The 25,448-nt window shown below is 68.2% G+C and carries 31 protein-coding genes; 24 read left to right on the top strand and 7 right to left on the bottom strand.

Annotation, left to right across the window (positions count from 1 at the left end):
* Window positions 1–7: 7 nt before the first annotated feature.
* Window positions 8–811 carry a spermidine synthase gene (locus AC1C2U_RS04095; RefSeq protein WP_495360432.1) on the bottom strand — a complete coding sequence of 268 codons (804 nt, stop codon included), beginning with the start codon at window positions 809–811 and terminating at the stop codon, window positions 8–10.
* A 126-nt stretch (window positions 812–937) separates the two neighbouring features.
* Here AC1C2U_RS04095 and AC1C2U_RS04090 point away from each other — a divergent pair, with 126 nt between their 5' ends.
* Window positions 938–2,371 carry a GH1 family beta-glucosidase gene (locus tag AC1C2U_RS04090; protein ID WP_495360431.1) on the top strand — a complete coding sequence of 478 codons (1,434 nt, stop codon included), beginning with the start codon at window positions 938–940 and terminating at the stop codon, window positions 2,369–2,371.
* Here the strand turns inward: AC1C2U_RS04090 and AC1C2U_RS04085 are convergent.
* The 3 genes from AC1C2U_RS04085 to AC1C2U_RS04075 all read right to left on the bottom strand — a co-directional run bounded on the left by AC1C2U_RS04085 (window position 2,368) and on the right by AC1C2U_RS04075 (window position 5,288).
* Complete coding sequence (locus tag AC1C2U_RS04085; protein ID WP_495360430.1) at window positions 2,368–3,378, bottom strand: HEAT repeat domain-containing protein; 1,011 nt, start codon at window positions 3,376–3,378, stop codon at window positions 2,368–2,370. The genes AC1C2U_RS04090 and AC1C2U_RS04085 overlap by 4 nt on opposite strands.
* Entirely contained in the window at window positions 3,372–4,043 is a 672-nt protein-coding gene (locus AC1C2U_RS04080) for a HEAT repeat domain-containing protein (RefSeq protein ID WP_495360429.1), read from the bottom strand. Before AC1C2U_RS04080 ends, AC1C2U_RS04085 begins: the two co-directional genes overlap by 7 nt.
* Window positions 4,044–4,118: 75 nt before the next feature.
* On the bottom strand, window positions 4,119–5,288 hold the full coding sequence (locus tag AC1C2U_RS04075) for a glutamate--cysteine ligase (RefSeq protein WP_495360428.1): 1,170 nt from the start codon (window positions 5,286–5,288) through the stop codon (window positions 4,119–4,121).
* Window positions 5,289–5,564: 276 nt separating this feature from the next.
* Here AC1C2U_RS04075 and rpsP point away from each other — a divergent pair, with 276 nt between their 5' ends.
* Genes rpsP through trmD form a run of 4 tightly spaced genes read left to right on the top strand, consistent with a single transcriptional unit; the run spans window position 5,565 to window position 7,594 of the window.
* Complete coding sequence (rpsP, locus tag AC1C2U_RS04070) at window positions 5,565–5,972, top strand: 30S ribosomal protein S16 (RefSeq protein ID WP_495360427.1); 408 nt, start codon at window positions 5,565–5,567, stop codon at window positions 5,970–5,972.
* A 3-nt stretch (window positions 5,973–5,975) separates the two neighbouring features.
* Window positions 5,976–6,212, top strand: coding sequence for an RNA-binding protein (locus AC1C2U_RS04065; RefSeq protein WP_022891825.1), 237 nt, complete (start codon window positions 5,976–5,978; stop codon window positions 6,210–6,212).
* Window positions 6,169–6,897, top strand: a complete 729-nt coding sequence (gene rimM / locus AC1C2U_RS04060; RefSeq protein ID WP_495360426.1) for a ribosome maturation factor RimM — start codon at window positions 6,169–6,171, stop codon at window positions 6,895–6,897. Before AC1C2U_RS04065 ends, rimM begins: the two co-directional genes overlap by 44 nt.
* 7 nt (window positions 6,898–6,904) lie before the next feature.
* Complete coding sequence (gene trmD / locus AC1C2U_RS04055) at window positions 6,905–7,594, top strand: tRNA (guanosine(37)-N1)-methyltransferase TrmD (protein WP_495360425.1); 690 nt, start codon at window positions 6,905–6,907, stop codon at window positions 7,592–7,594.
* 358 nt (window positions 7,595–7,952) lie between these two features.
* Here the strand turns inward: trmD and map are convergent, their stop codons facing one another.
* Window positions 7,953–8,720: a type I methionyl aminopeptidase gene (map, locus tag AC1C2U_RS04050; protein WP_495360424.1), complete on the bottom strand. Its 768-nt coding sequence runs from the start codon at window positions 8,718–8,720 to the stop codon at window positions 7,953–7,955.
* A gap of 73 nt (window positions 8,721–8,793) precedes the next feature.
* Here map and AC1C2U_RS04045 point away from each other — a divergent pair, with 73 nt between their 5' ends.
* The 8 genes from AC1C2U_RS04045 (at window position 8,794) to dprA (ending at window position 15,010) form a co-directional block, all read left to right on the top strand.
* Entirely contained in the window at window positions 8,794–9,306 is a 513-nt protein-coding gene (locus tag AC1C2U_RS04045) for a hypothetical protein (protein ID WP_495360423.1), read from the top strand.
* A gap of 211 nt (window positions 9,307–9,517) precedes the next feature.
* The gene (rplS, locus tag AC1C2U_RS04040; RefSeq protein WP_495360422.1) at window positions 9,518–9,865 is read left to right on the top strand and encodes a 50S ribosomal protein L19; all 348 of its coding nucleotides are present in this window, start codon (window positions 9,518–9,520) and stop codon (window positions 9,863–9,865) included.
* A gap of 104 nt (window positions 9,866–9,969) precedes the next feature.
* Window positions 9,970–10,713, top strand: coding sequence for a signal peptidase I (gene lepB, locus AC1C2U_RS04035; protein ID WP_495360421.1), 744 nt, complete (start codon window positions 9,970–9,972; stop codon window positions 10,711–10,713).
* Between the two features lies 1 nt (window position 10,714).
* Window positions 10,715–11,395, top strand: coding sequence for a ribonuclease HII (gene rnhB, locus AC1C2U_RS04030; RefSeq protein WP_495360420.1), 681 nt, complete (start codon window positions 10,715–10,717; stop codon window positions 11,393–11,395).
* Window positions 11,396–11,400: 5 nt separating this feature from the next.
* Window positions 11,401–11,724 carry a DUF2469 family protein gene (locus AC1C2U_RS04025; RefSeq protein ID WP_495353674.1) on the top strand — a complete coding sequence of 108 codons (324 nt, stop codon included), beginning with the start codon at window positions 11,401–11,403 and terminating at the stop codon, window positions 11,722–11,724.
* A 105-nt stretch (window positions 11,725–11,829) separates the two neighbouring features.
* Complete coding sequence (locus tag AC1C2U_RS04020) at window positions 11,830–12,186, top strand: YraN family protein (protein ID WP_495360419.1); 357 nt, start codon at window positions 11,830–11,832, stop codon at window positions 12,184–12,186.
* On the top strand, window positions 12,186–13,727 hold the full coding sequence (locus tag AC1C2U_RS04015) for a YifB family Mg chelatase-like AAA ATPase (RefSeq protein WP_495360418.1): 1,542 nt from the start codon (window positions 12,186–12,188) through the stop codon (window positions 13,725–13,727). Before AC1C2U_RS04020 ends, AC1C2U_RS04015 begins: the two co-directional genes overlap by 1 nt.
* Complete coding sequence (gene dprA / locus AC1C2U_RS04010) at window positions 13,724–15,010, top strand: DNA-processing protein DprA (protein WP_495360417.1); 1,287 nt, start codon at window positions 13,724–13,726, stop codon at window positions 15,008–15,010. The genes AC1C2U_RS04015 and dprA overlap by 4 nt, the downstream gene beginning before the upstream one ends.
* A gap of 6 nt (window positions 15,011–15,016) precedes the next feature.
* On the opposite strand, the gene AC1C2U_RS04005 is transcribed toward dprA, so the two are convergent.
* Complete coding sequence (locus AC1C2U_RS04005) at window positions 15,017–15,727, bottom strand: haloacid dehalogenase type II (protein ID WP_495360416.1); 711 nt, start codon at window positions 15,725–15,727, stop codon at window positions 15,017–15,019.
* Between the two features lie 115 nt (window positions 15,728–15,842).
* On the opposite strand from AC1C2U_RS04005, the gene AC1C2U_RS04000 reads away from it, so the two are divergent.
* Together AC1C2U_RS04000 and AC1C2U_RS03995 are read left to right on the top strand one after the other, a co-directional pair.
* Window positions 15,843–16,751: a phosphodiesterase gene (locus tag AC1C2U_RS04000; RefSeq protein ID WP_495360415.1), complete on the top strand. Its 909-nt coding sequence runs from the start codon at window positions 15,843–15,845 to the stop codon at window positions 16,749–16,751.
* Window positions 16,752–16,818: 67 nt separating this feature from the next.
* The gene (locus AC1C2U_RS03995) at window positions 16,819–17,781 is read left to right on the top strand and encodes a tyrosine recombinase XerC (protein ID WP_495360414.1); all 963 of its coding nucleotides are present in this window, start codon (window positions 16,819–16,821) and stop codon (window positions 17,779–17,781) included.
* A 2-nt stretch (window positions 17,782–17,783) separates the two neighbouring features.
* Here the strand turns inward: AC1C2U_RS03995 and AC1C2U_RS03990 are convergent, their stop codons facing one another.
* The gene (locus tag AC1C2U_RS03990) at window positions 17,784–18,386 is read right to left on the bottom strand and encodes a murein hydrolase activator EnvC family protein (RefSeq protein ID WP_495360413.1); all 603 of its coding nucleotides are present in this window, start codon (window positions 18,384–18,386) and stop codon (window positions 17,784–17,786) included.
* 274 nt (window positions 18,387–18,660) lie between these two features.
* Between AC1C2U_RS03990 and rpsB the strand changes: the two genes are divergently transcribed.
* The 9 genes from rpsB to AC1C2U_RS03945 all read left to right on the top strand — a co-directional run bounded on the left by rpsB (window position 18,661) and on the right by AC1C2U_RS03945 (window position 25,448).
* On the top strand, window positions 18,661–19,692 hold the full coding sequence (rpsB, locus tag AC1C2U_RS03985) for a 30S ribosomal protein S2 (RefSeq protein WP_495360412.1): 1,032 nt from the start codon (window positions 18,661–18,663) through the stop codon (window positions 19,690–19,692).
* Between the two features lie 27 nt (window positions 19,693–19,719).
* Window positions 19,720–20,550, top strand: coding sequence for a translation elongation factor Ts (gene tsf, locus AC1C2U_RS03980; protein WP_495360411.1), 831 nt, complete (start codon window positions 19,720–19,722; stop codon window positions 20,548–20,550).
* Between the two features lie 165 nt (window positions 20,551–20,715).
* Window positions 20,716–21,447, top strand: coding sequence for a UMP kinase (gene pyrH, locus AC1C2U_RS03975; protein WP_495360410.1), 732 nt, complete (start codon window positions 20,716–20,718; stop codon window positions 21,445–21,447).
* A gap of 33 nt (window positions 21,448–21,480) precedes the next feature.
* Window positions 21,481–22,035 (top strand): ribosome recycling factor, encoded by a 555-nt coding sequence (gene frr, locus AC1C2U_RS03970; RefSeq protein WP_495360409.1) that lies wholly within the window; start codon window positions 21,481–21,483, stop codon window positions 22,033–22,035.
* A gap of 9 nt (window positions 22,036–22,044) precedes the next feature.
* The gene (locus tag AC1C2U_RS03965; protein WP_495360408.1) at window positions 22,045–23,031 is read left to right on the top strand and encodes a phosphatidate cytidylyltransferase; all 987 of its coding nucleotides are present in this window, start codon (window positions 22,045–22,047) and stop codon (window positions 23,029–23,031) included.
* Window positions 23,032–23,064: 33 nt separating this feature from the next.
* Window positions 23,065–23,619 (top strand): DivIVA domain-containing protein, encoded by a 555-nt coding sequence (locus AC1C2U_RS03960; RefSeq protein WP_495360407.1) that lies wholly within the window; start codon window positions 23,065–23,067, stop codon window positions 23,617–23,619.
* Window positions 23,620–23,673: 54 nt separating this feature from the next.
* Window positions 23,674–24,357: an aggregation-promoting factor C-terminal-like domain-containing protein gene (locus tag AC1C2U_RS03955; protein WP_495360406.1), complete on the top strand. Its 684-nt coding sequence runs from the start codon at window positions 23,674–23,676 to the stop codon at window positions 24,355–24,357.
* Window positions 24,358–24,408: 51 nt separating this feature from the next.
* Window positions 24,409–24,717 (top strand): Rv1322 family protein, encoded by a 309-nt coding sequence (locus AC1C2U_RS03950; RefSeq protein WP_495360405.1) that lies wholly within the window; start codon window positions 24,409–24,411, stop codon window positions 24,715–24,717.
* Complete coding sequence (locus AC1C2U_RS03945) at window positions 24,714–25,448, top strand: alpha/beta hydrolase (protein WP_495360404.1); 735 nt, start codon at window positions 24,714–24,716, stop codon at window positions 25,446–25,448. The genes AC1C2U_RS03950 and AC1C2U_RS03945 overlap by 4 nt, the downstream gene beginning before the upstream one ends.

The raw sequence follows: 25,448 nt of genomic DNA, 5'->3' as shown, positions 1-25,448 counted from the left end.
CGGGTTCCTACCGAGCGTCATGACGCGTCGTTCCCGAGAGCTCTTCGAGGGCTGGCCCGTCGACGACCGTCGCGCCGGTCGCGACCGAGAGCGGGTCGGTCGAGAGCCACTGCGCGACCGATTCCGGGTCGAGCGGATGCCGCGACGCCACGATGATCGTGTTGCCGGACGCCACCCGCATGAGCACGGCCTCCGAGCCGATCACGAGCACGTCGGGCAGGAGTTCGAGCACCGCGGCGAGGGTGTCGCCCGTCACCTGCGGCTCGGCGCCGTTCAGGCAGTTGACGATGAGCACGCCGCCCGGCGACAGGAGCGAGACGAGCTCGGTGAAGAACTCGATCGTCGTGACGTGACGCGGCACGGCGCCACCCGAGAAGACGTCGACGAGCACGAGGTCCCACTGGTCGTCGCCGTCGCCCGTGAGCCGCTGCACCTCGGCGCGGGCATCGTCGATCGCGAGTTCGATCGGTGCGTCGGGGGGCAGCGGCACGTGCTGCGTGACGAACTCGAGCAGCTCGGGATACAGCTCGACGACGCGCTGACGGCTCGACGGGTGCAGGGCGTGCACGTAGCGGGGGAGCGTGAGGGCTCCCGCGCCGAGGTGCAGCACCGACGGCGACTCGCCCGGAAGCGTGGCGAGCACGGCGGCGATGCGGCGCACGTACGGAAGCTGCAGGTCGCGGGGGTCATCGGGGTTCACGTGCGATTGCGTGACGTCGTCGATGACGAGCGCATAGCCGCCGTTCGAGCCGCGGTCGGGCTGGAGTTCGGCCCTGAACGCGGCGGTCTCGAGTGTCGGCGACGTGTCCATATCTCGACCCTAGGCGATCCGAGCGCGCGGACCCGCGGGTTGCTTACCGAGGGGTCAGTGAACGGTTCAGCGACCGCGATACAGTGATTCGGCGGCAAACGCGCGAGACGACTTGGAGCACTGACGATGACGATCGGCACCCCCGACTACCGCGATGCGGGCCTCGAATTCGACGACGAGTTCGTGTTCGGCTCGGCCACGGCCTCGTACCAGATCGAGGGGGCCGTGCACGAAGACGGTCGCGGTCCATCGATCTGGGACACCTTCAGCCACACGCCGGGCAAGATCTCGAACGGCGACACCGGTGACACGGCGTGCGACCACTATCACCGCCTCGACGAAGACCTCGATCTCATGGCCCGGCTCGGTCTCGAGGCGTACCGCTTCTCGATCGCGTGGCCGCGCATCCAGCCGACCGGGCGGGGCGCGGCCAACGAGGCCGGGCTCGCGTTCTACGAGCGCCTCGTCGACGGACTCATCGCCCGGGGCATCCGGCCCATCGCGACGCTCTACCACTGGGACCTGCCGCAGGCTCTCGAAGATGAGGGCGGCTGGACCAACCGTGCGACGGCGTACGCGTTCGCCGACTACGCCCGACTCGTCGGCGAGCGCCTCGGCGACCGCGTCGCAGTGTGGACGACGCTCAACGAGCCGTGGTGCAGCGCCTACCTCGGCTACGGCTCGGGGGCGCATGCCCCGGGGCTCATGGACGGCGCGAAGGCGCTCGCCGCGGTGCACCACCTCAACCTCGCGCACGGGCTCGCGATCGCCGCTTTACGCGAGGTCGTGACGAACGACCCCGGCTACTCGATCACGCTGAACCTGCACGTGATCCGGCCGTCAGGCGCGGGCGGTGCCGAAGCCGCCCGGCGCATCGACGGGCTCGCGAACCGGGTCTTCCTCGGGCCGCTCCTCGGCGATGGCTACCCGTCCGACGTGATCGCCGACACCGCGGGCGTCACCGACTGGTCGTTCGTGCTGCCGGGCGACACGGAGCTCATCGCCCAGCCGATCGACCTGCTCGGTGTGAACTACTACTCGACCGTGACCGTCGACATGTGGGACGGCGTCTTGTCACGCACGAACGCCGACGGCCACAAGGATATGGGCGGCACACCATGGCCGGGCTCCGAGCACGTCGAGTTCCTCGAGCAGCCGGGGCCGTACACCGCGATGGGGTGGAACATCGACCCCTCGGGCCTCGAAGACCTGCTCGTCTCGCTGAGCGAGCGCTACCCCGATCTCCCGCTCATGATCACCGAGAACGGGGCAGCGTTCGACGACGTCCTCGTGCAGGAGCCCGACGGCCCAGCCGTTCACGACGTCGACCGCATCGACTACCTGCGCCGCCACTTCACGGCCGCGCACCGGGCGATCGAACGCGGCGTCGACCTGCGCGGCTACCAGGTGTGGTCGCTCATGGACAACTTCGAGTGGGGCTACGGCTACTCCAAGCGCTTCGGAATCGTGCGGGTCGACTACGACTCGTTCGAGCGCCTGCTGAAAGACAGCGCGCACTGGTACGCGGAGCTGATCCGCACGAGGCGCATCCCGGGCTAGGGGTGCGGCCGGGCGGTTCGCAGGAACGCTCTCGCCGTGAACGCGACGGCGGGGTCGTCGTCGTCGGTCAGGCGCGAAAGAATCCCGAACGAGATCTCTCCGGGAACTTCGATGAGCGCCTGGGCGAGTCGGCCGCGAGCGCCCGGCCTGGTGGGGTCATCTTCGAGTCTGCCGACGAGGGCTTCGGCGATGCGGTCGACAGCGCCGGTGCCCTGCGCCAGTTCGCCGAGCACATCCGCGGCCTCGACGTCGCTGATGCCCGCCACCACCATCTCGATGAGCACCAGCACGGCGTCCTGGTCGCCGCGCGAGCCGAGCGCCAGTGCCGCGCGGCCGCGGACCACGTCGTCGGTGTCGGAGAGTGCACGCCGGAGCATGGCGGCCGCATCGGTGAACTGCAGCTCGGCGATCGCAGTGACCGCGCGCCGCCGTATGTCGGCTTCGGACGATTCCAAGCCGCCGGCGAGGGCGCGCATGCCATCGTGGCTGCCGGTTGCTGCCAACGCCCACCGAAGGGTTCCGGCGACGTTCGGGTCGGACTCTGTGAGGATCGCCGTCGCGAGGGTCTCGGCGGAGAGCGGCTCGCCGTCGCCCGACGCGAGAGCGGCACGTTGACGGATCGCGGGGTGCTCCGAGTTCAAGGCCCGCAGCAGGTTCACTGTTCGAAGGACCTCCTCCCAGTCGGAGGGCGCGGTGTCATCGATGCGGCGGAGTCTCTCCAGCAGCTCCTGTTCGCGGGCGAGTCGCTGACGGGTCTGCTCGATCAGGTCTGGGATCAGTGATGACGGCCCGATCGTCGCGTCGTTCAACGCCTGTCGGATCTCGCCGAGCGGCAGACCGAGAGACCGGAGGCTCTCCACACGGAACAGTTGATGGATGTCTTCGGGTGAATACTCGCGGTAGCCACCGGTCGTGCGCCCGGAGGGTGCCACGAGTCCGAGCGAGTGGTAGTGCCGGAGCATGCGGGTACTCACCCCCGAACGTCGCGACACCTCACCGATCAGCACGGTCGTCCTCCGAGGGGAGCGGAGTCCAGGATCGTGGTGCGCTTGGCGTGCTCGAGCGCGGACGCGAAATCGCTGTCGGGGTCGCGCAGCAATCGTTCCGTCGCGATCGCGTGCACTCGCTTGTTCGCGGTGCTCGAGGTCACCGCCCTGAGCAAGGGCGGCACGGCGTCGCCGAGGGCGACGAGGGCGCGGCTCAGGCTTCGCTGCGTCTCGCTGTCGCCTCGTCCGAGCTCTTCCATCAGTTCCGCGGCGAGGTTCGGTTCGCCGCCCTGGGGAACGAGCGCGACGGTCGCGCGCCACGCACTGCGCGCGACGGCATCGTCTTCGTCGTGCAGCAGCTCCATCGGGATCGCCTCCCATGAGCTGCGGTCGCCGATCTTCGAGAGTGTGTGCAGCGCCTGGCTGCGTGCCTGCGCGTGCGGGGAATGGAGTTCCTCGTGGATCCGGGGCACCGTCGTGGCGGCGGACTGCCGTGTGAGCGCCCAGGTCAGCATGTCGCGCACGAAGAAGTCCGGCTCCGCGCGGCAGCGCTCGATGAGCGGCTCGACGAGTGCGGCGTCCGGGTAGGTTCCCGCCGAGAGCGCAGCCTGCAGTCGCGTCGACGATCGCGGATCTCTCAACGCTCCGATGAGCGCTGCATGCGTTGTGTCGGACGGGGCGGTCATCGTGGGTACCTCATGGATACAGTCCAGACCTTGTCACCGTGTCAAGGTCAAGTCGGGTCAGCGTCAGGGTCACGGTCAGCGCCCAGCGGATGCCGCAGGCAGCCCACTCTCGATGCCGTCGCGCAATTCGCGGGCGAGGTGTGCCACCACAGCCCTGAGGTCGCCGCCTGCAGCCGCGGCGACCCGCAGCTGGCGGGCGTAGCTCGCTCCTGAGTCGAGCATGCCGCGGACCCCCTGCAACTCGACGGCGCAGCCGAGGCGCTCCGCGATCGGGGCGAGCGTCGTGATGAGTGCCCGAAGGTCGTCGGCGACGGGGCGCTCGGTGCCCGCGACATCCGTGATCACCTCGGCTTCGAGCCCGTATCGCGCCGCCCGCCACTTGTTCTCGCGCACGTACCAGGGCTGCAGCACGGTCAGCGTGCCGCCCTCATCGAGCGTCGTGCTCATCCACTCGACGAGGCACTGCACGAGCGCACCGATCGCTGCGATCTCGGCCGCCGTCGACAGTCCGTCGCAGACTCGCACCTCGACGGTGCCCCATTTCGGCGAGGGACGGATGTCCCAGCGCACCTCGCTGTGATCCTCGATGACGCCCGTGCGGACGAGGTCGTCGACGCAGCGCTCGTAGGCCGGCCAATCGGCGAGGGGATAGGGGAGTCCTGCCGTCGGGAGCTGCTGGAACATGAGGGCACGGTTCGAGGCGTACCCCGTGTCGACGCCGGCCCAGAACGGGCTCGACGCCGAGAGGGCCTGCAGGTGCGGCAGGTACGCCAGCAGACCATCGAGGATCGGCAGCGCCTTGTCGCGGTCTTCGATGCCGACGTGCACGTGCACACCCCAGATCATCATGTTGCGGCCCCACCATCGGGTGCGCTCGATGAGCTTGTGGTACCTCGGCTTGTCAGTCAGATGCTGGTCATACCACTGGCTGAACGGGTGGGATCCGGCGCAGACCAGCTCGTAGTCGCCGAGACCGTCGATGACGCCGCGCACCTCCTCGAGCTGGGTCTCGAGGTCGGCGACGGCGTCGGCGACCCGCGCGTGCGGGCCGCTCACGAGCTCGACGGTGTTCGTGAGGAGCTCCGAGGTGATGAACGGATGCGCCGTGCCCTCGCTCGTCGAGTCAAGCACGTCGAGCACCCGGTCGGCGATGGAGGCGAGCTCGCCGGTGGCCCGATCGACGATCGCGATCTCCCACTCGAGACCCACGCTCGACCGCGGCGAGTCCGCGAATGCGATGTCCATGTGAGCGCCCCCGGTTCCTGCGGCGCGTACGCCGGCGTGGGGACATCATGACATGATGACTGCGGTCGATGAGGTCGCCGCGTCATCCGATGTCGCAGGCGATGGTGCCGACATCCGGGCGATTACCGTTGCGACGTGAGATCTGCAAGAATGGTCAGTCGAGTTCTGTATCGCCCGACCCTCTATCCGGCGCGCAGAACCTATTGAGCTTCCGCCGAGTGTGCACCCCACGCTCACGGCTGTCAGTTCGCCAACTCACAACATTTCAGGAGAATTGTGGCTGTCAAGATCCGTCTCAAGCGCCTCGGCAAGATCCGTGCGCCGTACTACCGCATCGTCGTCGCCGACTCGCGCACCAAGCGCGATGGTCGTGTGATCGAGGAGATCGGCAAGTACCACCCCACCCAGAACCCCTCGGTCATCGAGGTCGACTCGGACCGCGCGCAGTACTGGCTCTCCGTCGGCGCCCAGCCGACCGAGCAGGTCGCCGCGATCCTCAAGCTCACGGGCGACTGGGGCAAGTTCAAGGGTGACAAGAATGCCGTCTCGACCGTTCAGGTCGCCGAGCCGAAGGCCGCCTTCGTCGCCGACGAGAAGAAGAAGCCGGTGCTGAAGCCCAAGGCCGACAAGCCCGCGCCGAAGGTCGAAGAGGCTCCCGCCGAGACCGCGACGGACGAGGCGTAAACCTTGCTCCAGTCCGCGCTCGAACACCTCGTCAAAGGGATCGTCGATCACCCTGACGAGGTCAAGGTCGTTTCCGCGTCGAGCGCACGCGGCGAGGTCCTCGAGGTTCATGTGAACCCCGAGGACCTCGGTCGCGTGATCGGCCGTGCAGGCCGCACCGCGAAGGCGCTGCGCACCCTCGTCACCGCGCTCGCCGATGGTCGACGCGTTCGCGTCGACGTCGTCGACACCGACGACTGACGTGGCCGACACCGCAAGTACGCAGCTGCGGGTCGGTCGCCTGCTGAAGGCGCACGGCCTCAAAGGTGCCATCAAGGTCGAGCTCTACACCGACGACCCCGACCGGCGCTTCGTGCCGGGCGCGGAGTTCTCGCTGCAGGTGCCCGACACGTCGCCGTGGCACGGCAAGAACCTCACGCTGCGTGAGCTCCGCTGGTACAACGGGCACGCGGTCGGGTTCTTCGACGGCGTCGACGACCGCACCGCGGCCGAGGGCCTTGCCAAGGCGATCCTCTGGGTCACGCACGTTGAAGAAGAGGCGCCCGAAGACGACGCCTGGTACGACCACCAGCTCATCGGCCTCGCGGTGATCCGCGACGGCGAGCATGTCGGCGAGGTCGCACATGTCGACCACTTCCCCGCGCAAGACCTTCTCATCGTCAAGACGCAGGGCGGCGAGGTCATGGTGCCGTTCGTGTCGGCGATCGTGCCCGAAGTCGACCTCGCGTCCGGCACACTGACGGTGACGCCGCCTCCCGGGCTCTTCGAGGAGGTGGCCGAGGTCGAGACGCCGGAGGCCGAGACGGCCGCGGTCGAGACGGCCGCGGCGCCCGAGGCGCCGGTCGAGACCGTCGCATCCGAGTCGCCGGCCGAAGCTGCCGAAGCGGATGCCACGGCACCCGCCGAGGCCGACCGCGACGAGTAGTCGGCCGATGCGCGTCGACATCGTCACGATCTTCCCCGAGTTCTTCTCGGTGCTCGATCTGTCACTCCTCGGCAAGGCCCGCCAATCCGGCCTCATCGACGTGAAGGCGCACGACCTCCGTGACGCCACGCACGACCGGCACCGCACGGTCGATGACACCCCCTACGGCGGCGGGGCGGGCATGGTCATGAAGCCCGAGCCGTGGGGCGAGGCGCTCGACGGCATCGTGGGCGACGGGGCATCCGATGCCCTGCTCATCGTGCCGTCGCCCGCCGGCGAGCCGTTCACCCAGCAGATCGCCCGTGAGCTCGCAGCTGAAGAGCACCTCGTGTTCGCCTGCGGTCGTTACGAGGGCATCGACCAGCGCGTGGTCGATCACTACGAGACGCGCATGCGCGTTCGTCTCATCAGCCTCGGCGACTACGTACTGAACGGCGGCGAGGTCGCAGTCATGGCGATGATCGAGGCCGCCGGCCGCCTCGTGCCCGGCGTCGTGGGCAACCCAGAGAGCCTCGTCGAAGAGTCCCACGAAGACGGCCTGCTCGAGTACCCGAGCTACACCAAGCCCGCCGCATGGCGCGGGCTCGAGGTACCGCCGGTGCTGCTCTCGGGCAACCACGGGGCGATCGCCGCGTGGCGCCGCGAGCAGCAACTGGAGCGCACCCGGCGCGTCCGACCCGAACTGCTCGGCGAGTAGCCGGCCCGCGCCGCACCCAGATCTCGGGGCGTGAGCCGTTCTTCACCTGCCGGAAACACGCGGGTGCGGTGCGCGAAACACGCTCTGCTCGGCGGAGGCGCACGTCTGGCAGCAGAGCTCGGACCCGACGATCGGCCGTCGACGTGCTCGCGACCCGGCTCGACCCGCTGTTGGCCGAAGGTGATGCGGTGCTGCTCGCCGCGGCCGGATCCAATGACCCGCGAGCCGTCAGGGAGTGCTTCGAGACTGCCCGTCGGCTCGGGCAATGCCCAGCGCTGAGCCTTGATTCCGAGCCCGACGTGGCCGCGGTGCTCGACCTCGCACGCATCGCCGCGGACCGAGACGGGCGCCTCGGCGCTCAGCCGCGCTGCGTGAAGATGATCGGGTCGCCCTCGGTGACCGCGATCGTGTGTTCCGAGTGCGCGCCACGCGAACCGTCGGCGCTGCGCAGGGTCCAGCCATCGGGATCGGTGAAGATCCGATCGGTCGTCGCGAGGAACCACGGTTCGATCGCGACGACGAGGCCCGGCTTCAACGGCAGACCACGGCCGGGGCGGCCGTTGTTCGGGATGTGCGGGTCACCGTGCATGGTGCGGCCGACGCCGTGCCCGCCGAAGTCGGTGTTGATCGAGTACCCCTCGGCCTTCGCGACATCCGCGATGGCTCGTGAGATGTCGCCGATGCGGTTGCCAGTGCGCGCAGCGGCGATGCCGGCGTCGAGCGCGCGGCGGGTCGTGTCGATGAGGCGCAGGTCTTCGGCGCGGGGCGTGCCGACCACGATCGAGATCGCCGAGTCGGCGACCCAACCGTTCACCGAGGCAGCGAAGTCGAGGCTCACCAGGTCGCCGTCGCGCAGCTTGTAGTCGTGGGGGAGGCCGTGCAGCACGGCATCGTTGACCGAGGTGCAGAGGACCTTGCCGAACGGGCTCGCACCGAACGACGGGTGGTAGTCGATGTAACAGCTCTCAGCGCCGGCCTTGCGGATCATCTCGTGCGCGAGGGCATCGAGCTCGAGCAGATTCACGCCGACGGCTGCGGCAGCCGCGGTCGCCTCCAGCACGCTCGCCACGAAGCGGCCGGCAGGACGCATCTCCTCGATCTCTGCAGGGGTTCGAAGTTCAATCACGAGTCCATTCTGGCGGGTCCGCCCTGAGTGAACACTCGGCACGCGCGCAGGATCGGCGGATTACGCTGTGAACATGCTCCTGCGGCGCGTGTTCTATCGATGGCAGATGATCGCGGTCGTCGTGCTGCCCGTCTGGCTGGCGGTCGGCTGGGCCATCTTCGGCGGCGGAGGTTGGGGCACGCTCGGGCTCGTGGTCATCGTGCCCGTCGCCTTCGTCGTGCTCGGCATCGTTGCGCTCCTCACGAGCATTCGACCGACCGTTCGCCAGCAGCACGCCGTCTCGTGGACCGACCTCGGCGTGCTCACGGCATGGCACCTCGCGATCATCGCGACAGGCTTCTACGGCACGTCCGCAACGCTCGTCGGCGTCCTCGCGATCCTGCTCGGCATCGCGGCGTTCTGGCTCGCCGTGTGGCAGCTCATCACCGACGGCGCCAATCGGGTGAAAGCCTCGATGGCCGAGTTCGAGCGACTCGCGGCTGAACAGCAGGGTGGCCCGGCTCGACCCGCTGCACCCGGTGTGCGGAGGCCGCCCTTCGACGACGGCGGCGACGACGTGATCATCATCAACGAGGTCCGCGAGTAGCGGCAGCACGCACGGTCGGCGCGCCGTCACGTGGCATCCGGCGCCCGCTTTTGCCGAGCTGCCCACCGGCATGGCACAATAGAGGATTGTGCCGCCGTAGGACTCTGCCTCCGGGGAGCGCGCACGCACGAATCATCGTGCGAGGCGGCACCAGTCACTTCCATTCAATGATCAGCGTTCGACCGGTTGCGGGCGCAGAGAGCGAACCATCATGCACATCCTCGACCATGTCGACGCCGCGAGCCTGAGGTCGGATATCCCCGACTTCCGCCCCGGCGACACCGTCAAGGTGCACGTCAACATCATCGAAGGCACGCGTGCGCGTGTCCAGGTCTTCCAGGGCGTCGTCATCGGCCGCCAGGGCGAAGGCGTGCGCGAGACCTTCACTGTCCGCAAGGTGAGCTTCCAGGTCGGCGTCGAGCGCAAGTTCCCGGTGCACTCGCCCGTGATCGACCACATCGAGGTCGTCACCCGCGGTGACGTGCGTCGCGCGAAGCTCTACTACCTGCGCAAGCTGCGCGGCAAGAAGGCGAAGATCAAGGAGAAGCGCGACAACTGATCCGCCACGCGGATCGCGCTCAACGCGAACTCGTCCCCGAGCTCCCCACCCCTAGACTGGGCGGGGAGCTCGGGCGGTTAAATGACAGAAGATACAGACACTAAATGACAGAAGATACAGACACGCGAACTGGTCGCGTGGATTCGGCATCGCCGAGCAGACGACGCAGTGTCCTGCTGTTCCTGCGGGACCTGCTCGTTATCTTCGTAGTGGCGGTACTCGTCTCATTCCTCATCAAGACGTTCCTCATCCGATCGTTCTTCATCCCGTCGCAGTCGATGGAGGAGACGCTCGTCAAAGACGACCGCATCATCGTGAACGAGCTGGTTCCCGAGGTCACGCCGCTCACTCGCGGCGACGTCGTCGTGTTCAAAGATCCCGGCGGCTGGCTGCCCGCGCGCGTCGAGACCCCGCAACCGCCGCTCGTGGCCGCCGTCGACTGGTTCCTCGCGTTCGTGGGGCTCTCGGCGCCCGATTCGAACGACCACCTCGTCAAGCGCCTGATCGGGCTGCCAGGCGATCACGTCGTGTGCTGCAACGCGCTCGGCCAGATGAGCGTCAACGACGTTCCGCTCGACGAACCCTACGTCGCCCTGCCCCCGGGCGAGTCGAAGGTCTCCCGTGACGACTTCGACGTCGTCGTTCCCGATGACTCCCTCTGGGTCATGGGCGACAATCGCTACAACTCGAAGGACTCGCGCTACAACGGCGACACCCCGCTGAAGGGCTTCGTGCCGATCGAGAACGTCGTGGGGCGCGCATTCGTGGTCAGCTGGCCGATCGATCACTGGGCGTGGCTCGACAACTACCCGCAGGTCTTCGACGGGGTCGACGAGGCGGGTCGCTGACATGACGCCCGTCGCCGTGCCGACCCTGCGCACCGAACGAGAGTTCCTCGCCGGTGCGCCCATGCTGCTCGCCTGCGACGAGGTCGGTCGTGGCGCGCTCGCCGGTCCCGTGTCCGTCGGCCTCGTGCTGATCGATTCGGGCGTGCGGCGCATGCCCGCAGGTCTGCGCGACTCGAAACTGCTGAGCGAACCGCGCCGCGAGGCGATGGCGCCGAAGGCATCCGCCTGGGTGCGCGCCTCCGCCGTCGGCGAGGCGAGTGCCGCCGAGATCGACGAGCTCGGCATCATGGCCTGCCTGGGGCTCGCCGGTGCGCGGGCATTCGCCGAGTTGTCGGCGGCGATCGAACTCGCCGCCGAAGTCCCACTGCTCCTCGACGGCAACCACGACTGGCTCAGCGTCTCGATCGAGCATCGGGCGCGAGTCGTCACCCGCATCAAGGCCGACCGCGACTGTGCTTCGGTGGCCGCGGCATCCGTCATCGCGAAAGTGCATCGCGACCGTGGCATGCGCCGTGCGCACGACGAGCGGCCGCTCTACGCGTGGGACGAGAACAAGGGATACTCGAGCCGGGCGCACTTCGCGGCGATCGATGAGCACGGGCCGAGCGAGCTGCACCGCGCGACTTGGTTGCACGATCGCGTGGCGGCCGCACCGACACTGTTCGACCTCGGCGTAGGATGAGTGCGATGGATGAGGACGAGTTCGAAGACTACGACCGCGAGGTCGAGCTGGCCCTGTATCGGGAGTACCGCGACATCGTGTCGCAGTTCAAGTACGTGGTCGAGACCGAGCGACGGTTCTACCTCGCCAACGAGGTCGAACTCGTGCGCCGCGACACCGAGCACGACTTCTACTTCGAGCTGACGATGAAAGACGTCTGGGTCTGGGACGTCTATCGCGCCGACCGCTTCGTGAAGTCGGTGCGCGTGCTCACCTTCAAAGACGTCAACGTCGAAGAGCTCGCCTCGCGCGAGTTCGAACTGCCGAAAGAGCTTGCACTCGACGAGTAGCACTGTTCCTCCACAGCTGAGCTTTTCGATCGACCTTCGCCACTTCGCCGTATCCGGCCTCCGCAGGTGCGGCCGGCCGCGACGCTGGTTGCGGAGGTGGTGCGGATGGCGCACAACGCAGAACTCGGCAGGCGCGGCGAACAGCTCGCGGTGGAGCATCTCGAGGCACGCGGCATGGAGGTGCTCGAGCGTAACTGGCGCTGCCGCATCGGCGAGATCGACATCGTCGCGCGCGACGGCCGCGACACAGTGTTCGTCGAGGTCAAGACGCGTACATCGGGTGACTACGGGCATCCGTTCGAGGCGATCACCCCGCTGAAGCTCGCGCGCATGCGTCGCCTCGCGATCGCCTGGTGCGAGGCGACTGATGCAGCGGTGTCGCGCATTCGCATCGACGCTGTCGCGGTTCTCGCGCCGACCGAGGCGCCCGCGCTCATCGAGCATCTCGAGGGGATCAACTGATGCCCGTCGCTCGCACGCGCTCGGTGGCGTTGCTCGGATTGACGGGCTCGATCGTCGAGGTCGAGGCCGATCTCTCGTCGCAGCTGCCCGCGTTCATCATCATCGGGCTGCCCGATGCCGCACTCGGCGAGGCACGCGATCGGGTGCGCGCCGCTGCGGTGAATGCCGGATGCCCCCTTCCACAGCGGCGGCTCACGGTGAACCTGTCGCCGGCGGCGCTGCCGAAGCACGGTTCGGGCTTCGACCTCGCGATCGCGATCGCCTGTCTCGCCGCGTCTGGCGAGATCTCGCCGGAGTCGATCGAACATGTCGTGCACCTCGGCGAGCTCGGCCTCGACGGTCGGCTCCGCCCGATCGACGGCATCCTGCCTGCCGTTCTCGCCGCGGTTCGGGCAGGCTACGACACGGTCATGGTGCCGGCGGCGAATGCGGGCGAAGCGAGCCTCGTTCCCGGAGTCACGGTCATCGGGGTCGCGTCGCTCATCGACGCGGCAATCTCGCACGGAGGAGCATTCGATGAGCGGGTGTTCGAGCCGGTCCCCGCTCCCGAACGCGCTGAACCGGCTGACGAGTCGCCCGGCGATCTCGCCGACATCGCAGGCAACGATGGTGCAGTCGACGCCCTCATCGCGGCCGCGGCCGGCGGGCACCACATGTTCCTCCTCGGCCCGCCCGGGGCGGGCAAGACGATGCTCGCCTCGCGGCTGCCGGGCCTGCTCCCCGACCTCGAGACCGAAGAGGCGCTCGAGGTCGCCTCCCTCCGATCACTCGCCGGGCAACCGCTCAGCGCCGGGCTCTCGCTGCGGCCGCCCTTCGAGGCACCGCACCACACGGCCACGGCGGCTGCGATGGTCGGTGGCGGCAGTCGGCTGATCCGTCCTGGTGCCGCAGCCCGAGCCTCGCACGGGGTGCTCTTCCTCGATGAGGCGCCGGAGTTCCCGTCGGCGGTGCTCGATGTCCTCCGCCAACCGCTCGAATCCGGCACCATCGCGATCCATCGTGCGAATGCCGTCGCGTCGTTTCCCGGCCGCTTCCAGCTCGTGCTGGCGGCCAACCCTTGTCCGTGCGGCAACCACGGCTCCAAGGTCGGCGACTGCATCTGTCCGCCTGCGGCCCGTCGGCGCTACATGGCCCGCGTGTCGGGGCCGCTCCGCGATCGGCTCGACCTGCAGCTCTTCGTTCCGCGCATCACGGCCGCCGGGCTGCGAATCGCGGCCGAGCAGCCGGGAGTGTCGACGGCCGTGGCGCGTGAGCGGGTTCTCGAAGCCCGGAAGCGGGCAGCCAGCCGGTTGCGCGAGACGCCATGGCGCACCAACGCGCAGATGCCCGGCCCCTGGCTGCGCGGCGCAGGCGGGCTGCACCCCGGTGGCCGCGCGACGGCCGATCTCGACCGTTCACTCGAGCTCGGCGGAATCACGATGCGCGGGTACGACCGCATCCTCAAGGTCGCGTGGACACTTGCCGATCTCGACGGCGTCGCCTCGCCGGGACTCGAACATGTCGGGCGGGCGCTCTTCCTCCGAAAGGGGCTCCCGCAATGAGCATCGTCCGCCGCTCGGCCACCCAACTGCGCACCGAACTCTCCGCCGTACGGACCGTCGCGCCCGACGATGCGACCGCGCTCGACGACGTCTTCGCCAGGGCGTTGCTCGGCACCTTGGCCGAACCCGGCGATGGCGTGCTCGGGCGCGCGATCGAAGTGCTCGGTGCTGCGCCGACGGCCGAGCTGCTGCTCGGCCGGGCAAGCCCAGCTCGCTTCATCGACGAGGTCGCGCAAGCCGGGGGAGCGGTGGACGAACGCGAGGCGACCACGGGGCTCGAGCGTTGGCTGCCCCGCCTCGATCACGACGCGTTCGTGCGATCGCTCGGGCAGGCGGCGCGAGTGGGAGCCCGCCTCGTGCTCCCACCCGACACGGTCTGGCCGCGAGGCGTCGATGAGCTCGGTGTGCACGCGCCGATCGGCCTCTGGGTTCGGGGTCGGGCGGCTGCACTCGCAAGCGCCGGCGCTTCGATCTCGCTCGTGGGCGCACGAGCCGCAACCGGCTACGGCGAGCACGTGACCATGGAGGCATCGGCGGGGCTCGTCGATCGAGGCTTCGCCGTCGTCTCCGGCGGTGCGTACGGCATCGACGGCATGGCGCACCGGGCCGCGCTCGCGAGCAGCGGCACGACCGTCGCCTTCCTCGCCGGAGGCGTCGACCGGTTCTATCCGATGGGGCACGAGACGCTACTGACCCGCATCGTCGAAACCGGTGCCGTCATCTCCGAGCTGCCTTGCGGCGCCGCGCCGACGAAGTGGCGGTTCCTGCAACGAAATCGACTCATCGCCGCCGCGAGCGATGCGACGGTGGTGCTCGAGGCCGGACTCCGCTCGGGCTCACTGAACACCGCCGGGCATGCGGCCACCCTCGGCCGCCCGTTGGGCGCGGTTCCCGGCCCGGTGACGAGCCCGGCATCGGCCGGCTGCCACCGACTCCTGCGAGAGTTCGACGCGGTCTGCGTCGTGGATGCCGATCAGATGGCCGAGCTCGCCGGTGGTCAGCGGCGGCGCGTCATCTCGACGGCGCACGGTTCACCAGAACAGGGCGCGACCTCGAGTGGAGCTGCCGATAAGGCACCCACCCGACGGTGGGGCATCGACTCGACCCCCGAGGCGGTGCGTGTGCTCGACGCGCTCAGCTCCCGCAGTCCTCGAGAGCTCGCCGACGTGGCGCGCAGGTGCGGTATGGCGCCGACCACGGTGATGGGCGTGCTCGGCGGGCTCGAGGCCGCAGCACTGGCCACGAGACATCCGCTGGGCTGGTTGCGGGCGAAGCGGAGGTGAGTCGCCTCAGCCAGCCGAGCGTGCTGCGGCCTGAAGCTGCCTGTGAAGATCGTCAATGCTCTCGGCGAAGAAGGTGAAATCATCCTGCACTGTCGGTGCATCACCATTCGGGCGGGGAACATACGCGGTCCGCATACCCGCCTTCGCTGCAGCGCGGAGGTCCCAGGCGTGCGCTGCAACCATGATCGGAATCCCAGAAGACGATGGGGCGCTCGCGATGGCCGCCTCGTAGATCCGCGCTGCCGGCTTGTAGCTCTGCACGTCCTCGCCGGAAAGCACTTGATGCCACCTCATTCCCGAGCGAGAGCTGAGCCCGGTCAGCGTGCTCCTACTTGCATTGGAGAGACCCATGACGGTCATGTCTCGGGCCAATCGGTTCACTCCGTCGATCGTGTCGTGCCACGGCGTCAGATGCTCGCCGGCGGCGTAGAGGTCGGCAACAGTTCGTCCGGGCCTGAATCGCCACTGCGTGGCAAGGTCGTCGAGGGCCTCCCGGTCGAGAGTGTCGCTCGGAGCGAAGGCGCGTCGCCCGGAGAGGATCTCTTCCTGCTGCGCCTCGACGTGGGCAAGCCATGCCGAGAGAGCGAGGTCCGCGGCGTCCTCGTCCGCCACGATCACCGACTTCATCTGCCCGAGCAGGCTCCCTCGTTGATCGACCAAGGTGCCGAGAACGTCGAAGACCACGGTTTCGCGAACTGTCGGGGCATAGGTGCTCATCTTTTCAACTGTATGGGCCGCAGATACGACGGCGTGGTCGGTGTGGAGAAGAGAGCCCGCCAGGGTCGGCACGTCGGCGGCAGCCTCTAGGCTGGCGGCGGAAAGAGGGGGTTCTATGCAGCATCCGCAACTCGGCCGGTATCCGGCCGCCCGTCACGTCATCGTCCACGTCAGCGACACGCACCTGCTGCGCGAGGGCGCACCACTCGGCGGCGTCGCCGACACGGTCGCCGCGCTCTCCCAGGTGACCGCGCAACTCGACCGACTCGGCTCCTCGATCGACGCGATCGTCATCACCGGCGACGTCGCTGATCTCGGCGAGCCCGATGCCTACCGGCTCGCCCGCGAGTCGCTCGAGCCGCTCGCCGAGCGCACGGGTGCCCGCCTCGTCTGGGTCATGGGAAACCACGACGAACGAGCCGCGTTCCGCGCCGGACTGCTCGGCGAACGCGCCGACGGTTCCCCCGTGCATCGCATCCTCGAGGTCGACGGGTTGCGCATCATCGCCCTCGACTCGACCGTGCCGGGCTTCCACCACGGCGAACTCGATGATGCGTCGCTCGACTGGCTCGATGCCGCGCTCGCCGAACCCGCGGCGAACGGCACCGTCATCGCGATGCACCACGCACCGATCGCCACGCCACTCGCATTGATGGACCTACTCGAGCTGCGTGGTCAAGACCGATTCGCCGAGGTCGTCCGCGACCGCGATGTGCGACTCATCCTCGGCGGTCACCTGCACTACGCGACCAACGGCAGCTTCGCGGGCATCCCCGTCTCCGTCGCAGGCGCGACCTCGTACACGATGGACCTCTCGGCCCCGCCGCGTGCGCTCGTCGGCATCGACGGCGGCCGCTCGTTCACGCTCGTGCATCTCGCCGACGACGGCCTGGTGACCTCGGTGGTGCCGGTGGGGCCGTTCCCGCCGGTCACGAGCTTCAGCGAGACGTTCCTCGCCGAGATCGAGGCACTGGCGCCCGATGAGCGCCTGGAGCGGTTCTCCCGCAAGCGACCCGCAGAGTGAACGCGGCCTCGGCATGCCGCGGGCGCGTCGGACCGGGCGATGACCACCGGGGGAGCAAGCTGGAGCTGTGAGCCTCGACCTCCTCCTCGACGACTATCTGTCGCACGTCGCCGTCGAGCGCGGATACTCCATGCACACGGTCGCCGCATACCGGAGCGACCTCCTCGAACTCATCTCATTCGCCGAGGAACGGGGTCCAGCAGACGCCGCAGTACTCGACCTGCCGCTTCTGCGCGACTGGCTGTGGCGGGCCACAGAGCGGGGCCTCGCCCGGACGAGCATCGCCCGCCGCGCAGCATCCGTTCGTGGTTTCACCGCCTGGCTCACGCGCCGCGGCACACTCGCGACCGACCCCGGGGCGAGACTCAAGGCCCCACGCGCCCAGCGCACCCTGCCGCGCGTCGTCACTGAACAGGCCGTCGCCGAGACACTCGCCGGCCTCGCCGCGCGGGCCGCCACCGGTGAACCCACCGAGATCCGGGATGCCGCAATCATCGAGTTGCTCTACGCCTCGGCGCTGCGGGTCTCAGAACTCGTCGGGCTCGACCTGGAGGACATCGACCGCCGCCGCCGTCTCGTGCGGGTGCTCGGCAAAGGATCGAAGGAGCGAATGGTGCCCTACGGGGCGCCGGCGGCACGCGCGATCGACCGATACCTCGATGAGGCGAGGCCCGCGATGATTGCGGCCGCCGAGGCCGCTGCGACAGCCAAGGACACGCCCGGTCGGGCAGTCGGCGTGAGGTCTGGCCAGATGCGCGCCGTCTTCCTCGGTGCCCGCGGAGCCCGCATGGGCGTGCGCAGCGTCTATCGACTCGTCGCCGCGCTGCTTTCGACAATCCCCGGCAGCGGACCGAGCGGCCCGCACGCCTTCCGTCACAGCGCCGCCACACACCTGCTCGACGGTGGCGCGGACCTGCGTGCGGTGCAGGAGTTCCTCGGGCACGCCAGTCTCGGCACCACCCAGACCTACACCCACGTGTCGACGGAGCGGCTGAAGCAGAGCTACCGCACCGCCCACCCCCGGGCGTGACCTCAGCTCGACGGCAGCAGAACGGCGCGCGGCAGCCCCCCGAGGAAGAGGAACGGCGAGACGTACTCGCCGTCGACCCGCACGCCGAAATGCACACAGCCCGTCGCGCAGTGCCCGCCCGTCGACACGGTGCCGATGGGGTCACCGGCGGCGACGGAAGCGCCGGCCTCGATGAGCGCGGCAACTGGTTCGATCGCGCTCACCACGCCGTCACCGTGATCGATGGCGACGACGGGCCGCCCGGCGACCATGCCGGCGTAGCTGACCACGCCGGCGGCTGATGCGACCACGGGTGCGCCGACCTCGGTCTCAACATCGATGCCGCGGTGACCGGCCTTGTAGGGCGACGGAGGGGCGCGGAACGGCGAGACGACCCGAATGGGCCCGGCAACCGGCCACTGCCATTGCTCTGGATACTCAGCGACGGCGCGCTGCTCGTGCGAACTCGGACCGTCGCCGACGCCCAGCGCTGTGGCCATGGGGGCCGTCGTGACCAGGGCGAGCAGCGTCGCCGCGGTGAGGGCGGATGCCGCTGCGGCGCACCAGCGGCGCTTGCGTCGACGGGCGATCGACGAGGAGATGGGCGGAGGGAGAGCTGCGTTCATGCCTCGATGCTCGGGCGCCACGCGGCATCCGCTCGTCTCGCTCGCTCGGATGTGGACGACGGCGAACCAGACGCGGTTGGGGAGGGGGAGTGCCGATGATAGAGTGTCGGGAGCACTCCGGTCTTCCGGGGTGACTACGCGCGCCATTTCGGCCGACGACTCCACTCAGTCCCGCTCCATGCTGTTTCGACAGCCGGAGCAGGCGGAGCCGTGCCGGGCGCCAGGGCTCCAGCCGCCGGCCGGAGCGACAACTGAGAACAAAGGAGTACGGCTCATGGCCGTCGTCACCATTCGCCAGCTGCTCGACAGCGGCGTTCACTTCGGGCACCAGACCCGCCGTTGGAACCCGAAGATGAAGCGCTTCATCCTCACGGAGCGGTCGGGCAGCTACATCATCGACCTGCAGCAGTCGCTCGCCTACATCGACAAGACGTACGACTTCGTGCGCGAGACGGTCGCCCATGGCGGCACCATCCTCTTCGTCGGCACCAAGAAGCAGGCGCAGAACGCGATCGCCGAGCAGGCGACCCGCGTCGGCCAGCCCTACGTGAACCAGCGCTGGCTCGGTGGCCTCCTCACCAACTTCCAGACGGTCTCCAAGCGCCTCGCGCGCATGAAGGAGCTCGAGGAGCTCGACTTCGAAGGCACCACGAGTGGCTTCACCAAGAAAGAGCTGCTCATCAAGAAGCGCGAGCTCGACAAGCTGCACAAGTCGCTCGGCGGTATCCGCAACCTGACGAAGACGCCTTCGGCGCTCTGGGTTGTCGACACCAAGAAAGAGCACCTGGCGATCGACGAGGCCAAGAAGCTCGGCATCCCCGTCATCGGCATCCTCGACACGAACTGCGACCCCGACGAGGTCCAGTACCCGATTCCGGGCAACGACGACGCGATCCGTTCGGTGAGCCTGCTCACCCGCATCGTCGCCGACGCCGCTGCTGAGGGCCTCATCGAGCGCCACCAGAAGCCCGAGGCCGAGGGCAACGTCTCCGCCGTCGAGCCGCTCGCCGAGTGGGAGCAGGAGCTCCTCCAGGCAGGCACGCCCGAGCAGTCCTCGCCCGAGACCGACAAGGTCGACGGCGCAACGGCCGAGGCCGAAGAGGTCGCCGAGATCGTCGAGGTCGTTTCAGCGGATGCCACCGCGGAAGCCGCGACCGAGTCGGCCGATGACGCTGAAGCAGCAGTCGAGGCTGAAGCAGTCGTCGAGGCTGAAGCAGTCGTCGAGGCCGAGCCGGTCGTCGAGGCTGAAGCAGTCGTCGAGGCTGAGCCGGTCGTCGAGGCCGAGCCCGCCGCCGAGTCCAAGTAAGACCACGAGTCCAGGAGACTTACAGATATGGCCAACTTCACTCTCGAAGACGTCAAGAACCTGCGCGAGCGCCTCGGCACCGGCATGGTCGACACGAAGAACGCACTCGTGGAGGCCGACGGTGACCTCGAGAAGGCCGTCGAGATCCTCCGCCTGAAGGGCGCGAAGGGCAACGCGAAGCGTGCCGACCGCTCCACCGCCGAGGGCCTCGTCGCCGCCGTCGACAACGGCGACGGCACCGCCACGATCATCGAGCTCGCTTGCGAGACCGACTTCGTCGCCAAGGGCGACAAGTTCGTCGGCCTCGCCGACCGAGTGCTCGCGGCCGTCGCCGCGGCTCGTGCCGAGACCGTCGAGGCCGCCCTGGCCGCGCCGGCCGATGGCAAGACCGTTGCCGTCGTGATCGACGAAGAAGCCGCGATCCTCGGCGAGAAGGTCGAGCTTCGTCGCATCCGTCTCGTCAAGGGCGAGCACTTCTCGATCTACCTGCACAAGACGTCGAAAGACCTCCCACCGCAGGTGGGCGTCGTGCTCGGCTACTCCGGTGACGACGCGGAGACCGCTCGCTCGGTCGCCCAGCACATCTCGTTCGCGAACCCGGAGTACCTCGCCCGCGAGGACGTTCCGGCCGACGCGGTCGAGAAGGAGCGCGGCATCGTCGAGCAGATCTCGCGTGAGGAGGGCAAGCCCGAGGCCGCCCTTCCGAAGATCATCGAAGGTCGCCTCGGCGCCTTCTTCAAGCAGGTCGCGCTGCTCGAGCAGGACTACGCGAAAGACAACAAGCTGTCCGTCGCGAAGGTTCTCGAAGGTGCAGGCCTCACGGTGAGCGACTTCGCTCGCTTCAAGGTCGGCGCCTAGGTGCACCACGGGAGTCCGGATCGTTCGCGATCCGGACTCCTTTGCTGTGTCCGGAGTGATTTCGGATGCCCGACGCCCCGCACTCGTCGAACACGCACGACAATCGACGCTGCGCCGCGGTCGGCGAACCAGTAGTTTTACACCCACAGGGAAGGATCGGTCGGCATGACGGAACACAAGCGCAGGGTCCTCTTGAAACTCTCGGGTGAGGCGTTCGGGGCGGGGTCGCTCGGCGTCAATCCCGACGTGATCAGCGCACTCGCACGCGAGATCGCCGATGCAGCACGAACCGTCGAGATCGCCATCGTCGTCGGCGGCGGCAACTTCTTCCGCGGTGCCGAGCTCTCCCAGCGCGGCATGGACCGCGGCAGGGCCGATTACATGGGCATGCTCGGCACCGTGATGAACGCGCTCGCCCTGCAGGACTTCCTCGAGCAGGCCGGCGCCGAGACGCGCGTTCAGTCGGCGATCTCCATGACGCAGGTCGCAGAGCCGTACATCCCGCGCCGTGCGGAGCGCCACCTCGAGAAGGGCCGGGTCGTCATCTTCGGCGCCGGCGCCGGATTGCCGTACTTCTCGACTGACACGGTCGCCGCGCAGCGGGCGCTCGAGATCGGTGCCGAGGTCGTGCTCGTCGCGAAGAACGGTGTCGACGGCGTCTACTCCGACGACCCGCGCACGAATCCCGACGCGCGCAAGATCGACCGCATCAGCTACCAGGAGGCGCTGCAGCGAGGGCTCAAGGTCGTCGACTCGACGGCATTCAGCTTGTGCATGGACAACGGCATGCCGATGCAGGTATTCGGCATGACACCGCACGGCAACGTGACTGCGGCGATCCTCGGCGCCGACCTCGGCACCATCGTCAGCAACGGCGTGCCCGCCGCCAGTCGGTAGACTGTCCAGAGTAGCGAACCAGAAGGAGCCCCCGTGATCGCGGACGTACTTTCCGATGCCACCGCACGCATGCAGAAGGCCGTGGAGGTCGCCAAAGACGACTTCGCGACCGTACGCACGGGTCGGGCCAACCCACAGCTCTTCCAGAAGATCCTGGTGAGCTACTACGGCACTCCCACCCCACTCGCGCAACTCGCCTCGCTCGCGAACCCCGAGGCCCGCACGCTGTTGGTGACGCCGTACGACAAGGGCGCGCTGAAAGACATCGAGCAAGCCATCCGCGACACTCCGAACCTCGGTGCGAATCCGTCGAACGACGGCAACATCATTCGGGTGACGCTGCCCGAGCTCACCGAAGAACGCCGGCGCGAGTTCGTGAAGATCGTGCGTGCCAAGGCGGAGGACGCCCGAGTCTCGGCGCGCAACATCCGCCGCAAGGCGAAGGACGACCTCGACTCCCTCAAGGGCGAGGTGGGCGACGACGAGGTTTCGCGCGCAGAGAAGGAACTCGAGCAGATCACGAAGTCCAACGTGGATGCCATCGACGAGGCCTTGAAGCGCAAGGAAGCCGAACTCCTCGAGGTCTGAGGCAAGAAGATGTCGGGCGTCCCAGAAGAGGATCAGTCGGACGCCGGGGGGCCTGAACGAACCTCGCGCGACGAGTTCCGTGCGCAGGTACACGCACGCAAGGCCGATCTCGAACGTCAGTTCGAGGTCAGCAGGGCGCAGTTCGATCAGGCGCAGGAGAAGATCAAGGCCCGCACCGGCCGCAACCTGATCCTCGCGATTCTCATCGGACTCGCGTTCGGTGTCGTACTGCTGCTCAGCCTCCTGTGGATCAAAGAGCTGTTCATGCTCTTCGCCGTGTTCATCGCCGCGTTCGCGAGTTACGAGCTCGCGCAGGCGCTGCGCAAGGCCGACTATCACGTTCCTCGCATCCCGACCGTTGCGGTTGCCGTGGCCGCAGTTCCGCTTTCGTACTACGGCGGAGCAGGCGGGCAGCTGATCGCCGTGCTCGGCGGCATCCTGATCGTCGCGCTCTGGCGGCTCGGCGAACAGATGGTGCCGTCACTGCGGCGCTCGTCGGCACGAGCGCTCGCCCGCGACCTCGTCGCGGGAGCGTTCGTGCAGGGTTACGTCACCTTCCTCGCGACCTTCGCGGTGGTGCTGACGGCGGCCGAGGGAGGCGAACTCTGGACGCTCGCATTCATCGCCATCGCCGTCGCGGCCGACACAGGCGCCTACGCCTTCGGGCTCATGTTCGGCAAGCACAAGATGGCGCCCATCATCAGTCCGAAGAAGACCTGGGAGGGCTTCGCCGGGGGAGCGGGCGCGAGCCTTCTGGCCGGCGTGCTGCTCTCGACGCTGATGCTCGGCAACACGTGGTGGTTCGGACTCATCTTCGGGGCAGCGATCTTCCTGAGCGCAAGTCTCGGCGACCTGGTCGAATCGTTGATCAAGCGCGACATCGGCATCAAGGACATGAGTTCCTGGTTGCCCGGGCACGGCGGAATCCTCGATCGACTCGACTCGATCCTCCCGTCGGCCGCCGTCGCATTCGTCGCCTTCCGGATCTTCGGGTGAGCCTCGGCGCTGCGGCTCCGCAATAATGGAGCGGTGGATGCCACCTTCCCTCGCGTACGAAAGCCCAAGCTCGGGTACAACACCTCTCAGGTCGAGGAGTTCCTCCAGCTCGCCCGACGCGCCTACGACGGCACCGTCAGACCCGGTGACGAGCCGCTGACGTCCGATCGCATCCGGCTCACGGCCTTCGGCATGGAGAAGGGCGGCTACTCCACGACCCACGTCGATCAGGCGTTGGAACGACTCGAAGACGCGTTCGCGGCGCAGGAGCGACAGGTCGCCGCTCGCCTGCACGGTGGCGAGGCGTGGTTGCGTGAAGCGCGCACGACGGCTCAAGTCGTCTCCAACAGACTCGCGCGGCCGGAGGGCCGGCGGTTCGATCGGGTCAACCCGCTGGTTCGCGGATACAGCACGCGCGACGTCGACCGACTCGCCGACAAGCTCAACCGCTACTTCAGGGACGGTTGGCCGATCTCGGTCGACAACGTGCGCACGGTCGTGTTCAAGACCCAACGAGGCGGGTATCGCGAGGCTCAGGTCGATCTCCTGCTCGACGCTGTCGTCGACGTGATGCTGGCGGTGCGGTGAACGCGCGAGTCGAGCTCGCCACGGCAGGCCAACCTCCGATACACTCGTGCCATCGTGGGTAGGCATACAGACAGTGACGAGACGGTCCAGTCGCGTCGATCGACGCCTGACAGCACTCCCGTCGCGGTCAGACCCGCACGCACCGGTCGGGTCAAGCAGGCCGCAACCGTCGTGTTCGCTTTCGCGGCGTCCGTGAGCTTTCTCCTCGTGAACATCGTCGACCCGTTCTCGGGAGCGACCGCCTCCTCGAATTTCGCGACCGATGGTGACCGGTTCGGTGGCGCCGACGTCCAGGCGATCGAGGTCGACGGCGAGTACTCGATCGATGTGGGTCAAGAGAGCTACATCGTCGAGAAGAAGCCCGAGGAAGTCAAGCTCGCGCCTGCTTCGACGAGCGCCGAAAGCGGTTGGGCTCCGCCTGCGATCACACCCGATCCTGGCTCTGCGCAGGCGTACGCTGCCGGCGCAGTCGCCGCCCGCGGCTGGCCGTCGAGCGAGTTCGACTGCCTCGTCGCGCTCTGGAGCAAGGAATCGGGCTGGCGGGTGAACGCGTACAACGCGTCGAGCGGTGCGTACGGCATTCCCCAGGCGCTGCCCGGTTCGAAGATGGCCACGACCGGAGCCGACTGGGAGACGAACGCGGCAACGCAGGTCGAGTGGGGCCTCGGCTACGTGTCCGGTCGGTATGGCACGCCCTGCGGAGCGTGGGCCCACTCGCAAGACATCGGCTGGTACTGAGTCGGCCGTTCGCGCGTGAAGCGAACCCGCTGCCTCGCTTAGACTTGAGACATGGCCCGCTCGAACCGATCCCGGAGTCGGGCGGATCGTGCCCGAGAGGGTCATCCGGAACTCGACGTCGAACGTCTCACCTCGGGCTGGAAGCGCAGCGAATCGCGCGGTGGCCGCGAGTGGAACGTGCAACCGGTCTCCGAGGCGCAGGCCGTGAAGGCCTACCTCTGCCCCGGATGCGGGCTCGACGTCACGCTGGGAGTGGCGCACCTCGTGGCGTGGCGCGCTGACGGCGTGCTCGGTGACGCCGCAGATCTCGCCTCTCGTCGCCACTGGCACATCCACTGTTGGAGGATCGGCACCCCATGAGCGATGGACCCATCGAAATCCGCGCGGGTGTCGAACTGCCGGCCAGACGCGAAGAGATCCAGCTGCACACGAGCGACGGGCTGACGCTGGTCGGTGAGCTTGCGATGCCGATGGAACACGCACCGGTCGCCACACTCGTCACGCTGCATCCGCTGCCCACCGCCGGTGGGTTCATGGACTCGCACATCATCCGCAAGGCGGCTGCGCGGCTGCCGGCCCTCGCCGATCTCGCGGTGCTGCGTTTCAACACGCGCGGCACCGCTTCACCGCGCGGCACGAGCGAGGGCTCGTTCGGTCATGGCATCGACGAGCGAGCGGATGTCGCGGCGGCGATGGCGTTCGTGGAGGAGCGGGCTCTGCCGCACCCATGGCTCGTCGGCTGGTCGTTCGGCACGGAGCTCGCCCTGAAGTACGGGCTCGAGCACGGCATCGAAGGGGCGATCCTGTTGTCGCCGCCGCTGCATCGCACGAGCGATGATGAGCTCGCCCGGTGGAAGGACGCGTCGCCGGCGCTCGTCGCCCTGATTCCCGAGCACGATGACTACCTGCGGCCGCCCGAAGCCGCCGAGCGCTTCGCCGGATTGCCGAAGCTCACACGCATCGATGTCGCGGGCGGAAAGCACTTGTGGGTCGGGGAGGCGCAGACCCGCCGCGTGCTCGACGAGATCGTTGCAGTCGTCAACCCGGCGGCCGCGCCACTGCCGACCGTCTGGCCCCCGCCGGTAGCGTGA

The sequence above is a fragment of the Agromyces sp. Y575 genome, from assembly GCF_059445445.1.
Note: the sequence above shows the minus strand (reverse complement) of the source record. Positions and strands in the feature narration are given on the sequence as shown.

Coding starts and splice junctions, on each gene's coding strand:
- AC1C2U_RS04005 (WP_495360416.1), bottom strand. CDS start 15,727: ATGAGCACCTATGCCCCGACAGTTCGCGAAACCGTGGTCTTCGACGTT.
- rpsB (WP_495360412.1), top strand. CDS start 18,661: ATGGCCGTCGTCACCATTCGCCAGCTGCTCGACAGCGGCGTTCACTTC.
- trmD (WP_495360425.1), top strand. CDS start 6,905: ATGCGCGTCGACATCGTCACGATCTTCCCCGAGTTCTTCTCGGTGCTC.
- AC1C2U_RS04095 (WP_495360432.1), bottom strand. CDS start 811: ATGGACACGTCGCCGACACTCGAGACCGCCGCGTTCAGGGCCGAACTC.
- pyrH (WP_495360410.1), top strand. CDS start 20,716: ATGACGGAACACAAGCGCAGGGTCCTCTTGAAACTCTCGGGTGAGGCG.
- dprA (WP_495360417.1), top strand. CDS start 13,724: ATGAGCATCGTCCGCCGCTCGGCCACCCAACTGCGCACCGAACTCTCC.
- AC1C2U_RS04015 (WP_495360418.1), top strand. CDS start 12,186: ATGCCCGTCGCTCGCACGCGCTCGGTGGCGTTGCTCGGATTGACGGGC.
- rplS (WP_495360422.1), top strand. CDS start 9,518: ATGCACATCCTCGACCATGTCGACGCCGCGAGCCTGAGGTCGGATATC.
- AC1C2U_RS03990 (WP_495360413.1), bottom strand. CDS start 18,386: ATGAACGCAGCTCTCCCTCCGCCCATCTCCTCGTCGATCGCCCGTCGA.
- AC1C2U_RS03950 (WP_495360405.1), top strand. CDS start 24,409: ATGGCCCGCTCGAACCGATCCCGGAGTCGGGCGGATCGTGCCCGAGAG.
- rimM (WP_495360426.1), top strand. CDS start 6,169: ATGGTCGACGCGTTCGCGTCGACGTCGTCGACACCGACGACTGACGTG.
- AC1C2U_RS03965 (WP_495360408.1), top strand. CDS start 22,045: ATGTCGGGCGTCCCAGAAGAGGATCAGTCGGACGCCGGGGGGCCTGAA.
- AC1C2U_RS04000 (WP_495360415.1), top strand. CDS start 15,843: ATGCAGCATCCGCAACTCGGCCGGTATCCGGCCGCCCGTCACGTCATC.
- AC1C2U_RS04080 (WP_495360429.1), bottom strand. CDS start 4,043: ATGACCGCCCCGTCCGACACAACGCATGCAGCGCTCATCGGAGCGTTG.
- AC1C2U_RS04075 (WP_495360428.1), bottom strand. CDS start 5,288: ATGGACATCGCATTCGCGGACTCGCCGCGGTCGAGCGTGGGTCTCGAG.
- lepB (WP_495360421.1), top strand. CDS start 9,970: ATGACAGAAGATACAGACACGCGAACTGGTCGCGTGGATTCGGCATCG.
- AC1C2U_RS03945 (WP_495360404.1), top strand. CDS start 24,714: ATGAGCGATGGACCCATCGAAATCCGCGCGGGTGTCGAACTGCCGGCC.
- AC1C2U_RS04020 (WP_495360419.1), top strand. CDS start 11,830: ATGGCGCACAACGCAGAACTCGGCAGGCGCGGCGAACAGCTCGCGGTG.
- rnhB (WP_495360420.1), top strand. CDS start 10,715: ATGACGCCCGTCGCCGTGCCGACCCTGCGCACCGAACGAGAGTTCCTC.
- AC1C2U_RS04025 (WP_495353674.1), top strand. CDS start 11,401: ATGGATGAGGACGAGTTCGAAGACTACGACCGCGAGGTCGAGCTGGCC.
- AC1C2U_RS04045 (WP_495360423.1), top strand. CDS start 8,794: ATGCTCCTGCGGCGCGTGTTCTATCGATGGCAGATGATCGCGGTCGTC.
- AC1C2U_RS04090 (WP_495360431.1), top strand. CDS start 938: ATGACGATCGGCACCCCCGACTACCGCGATGCGGGCCTCGAATTCGAC.
- tsf (WP_495360411.1), top strand. CDS start 19,720: ATGGCCAACTTCACTCTCGAAGACGTCAAGAACCTGCGCGAGCGCCTC.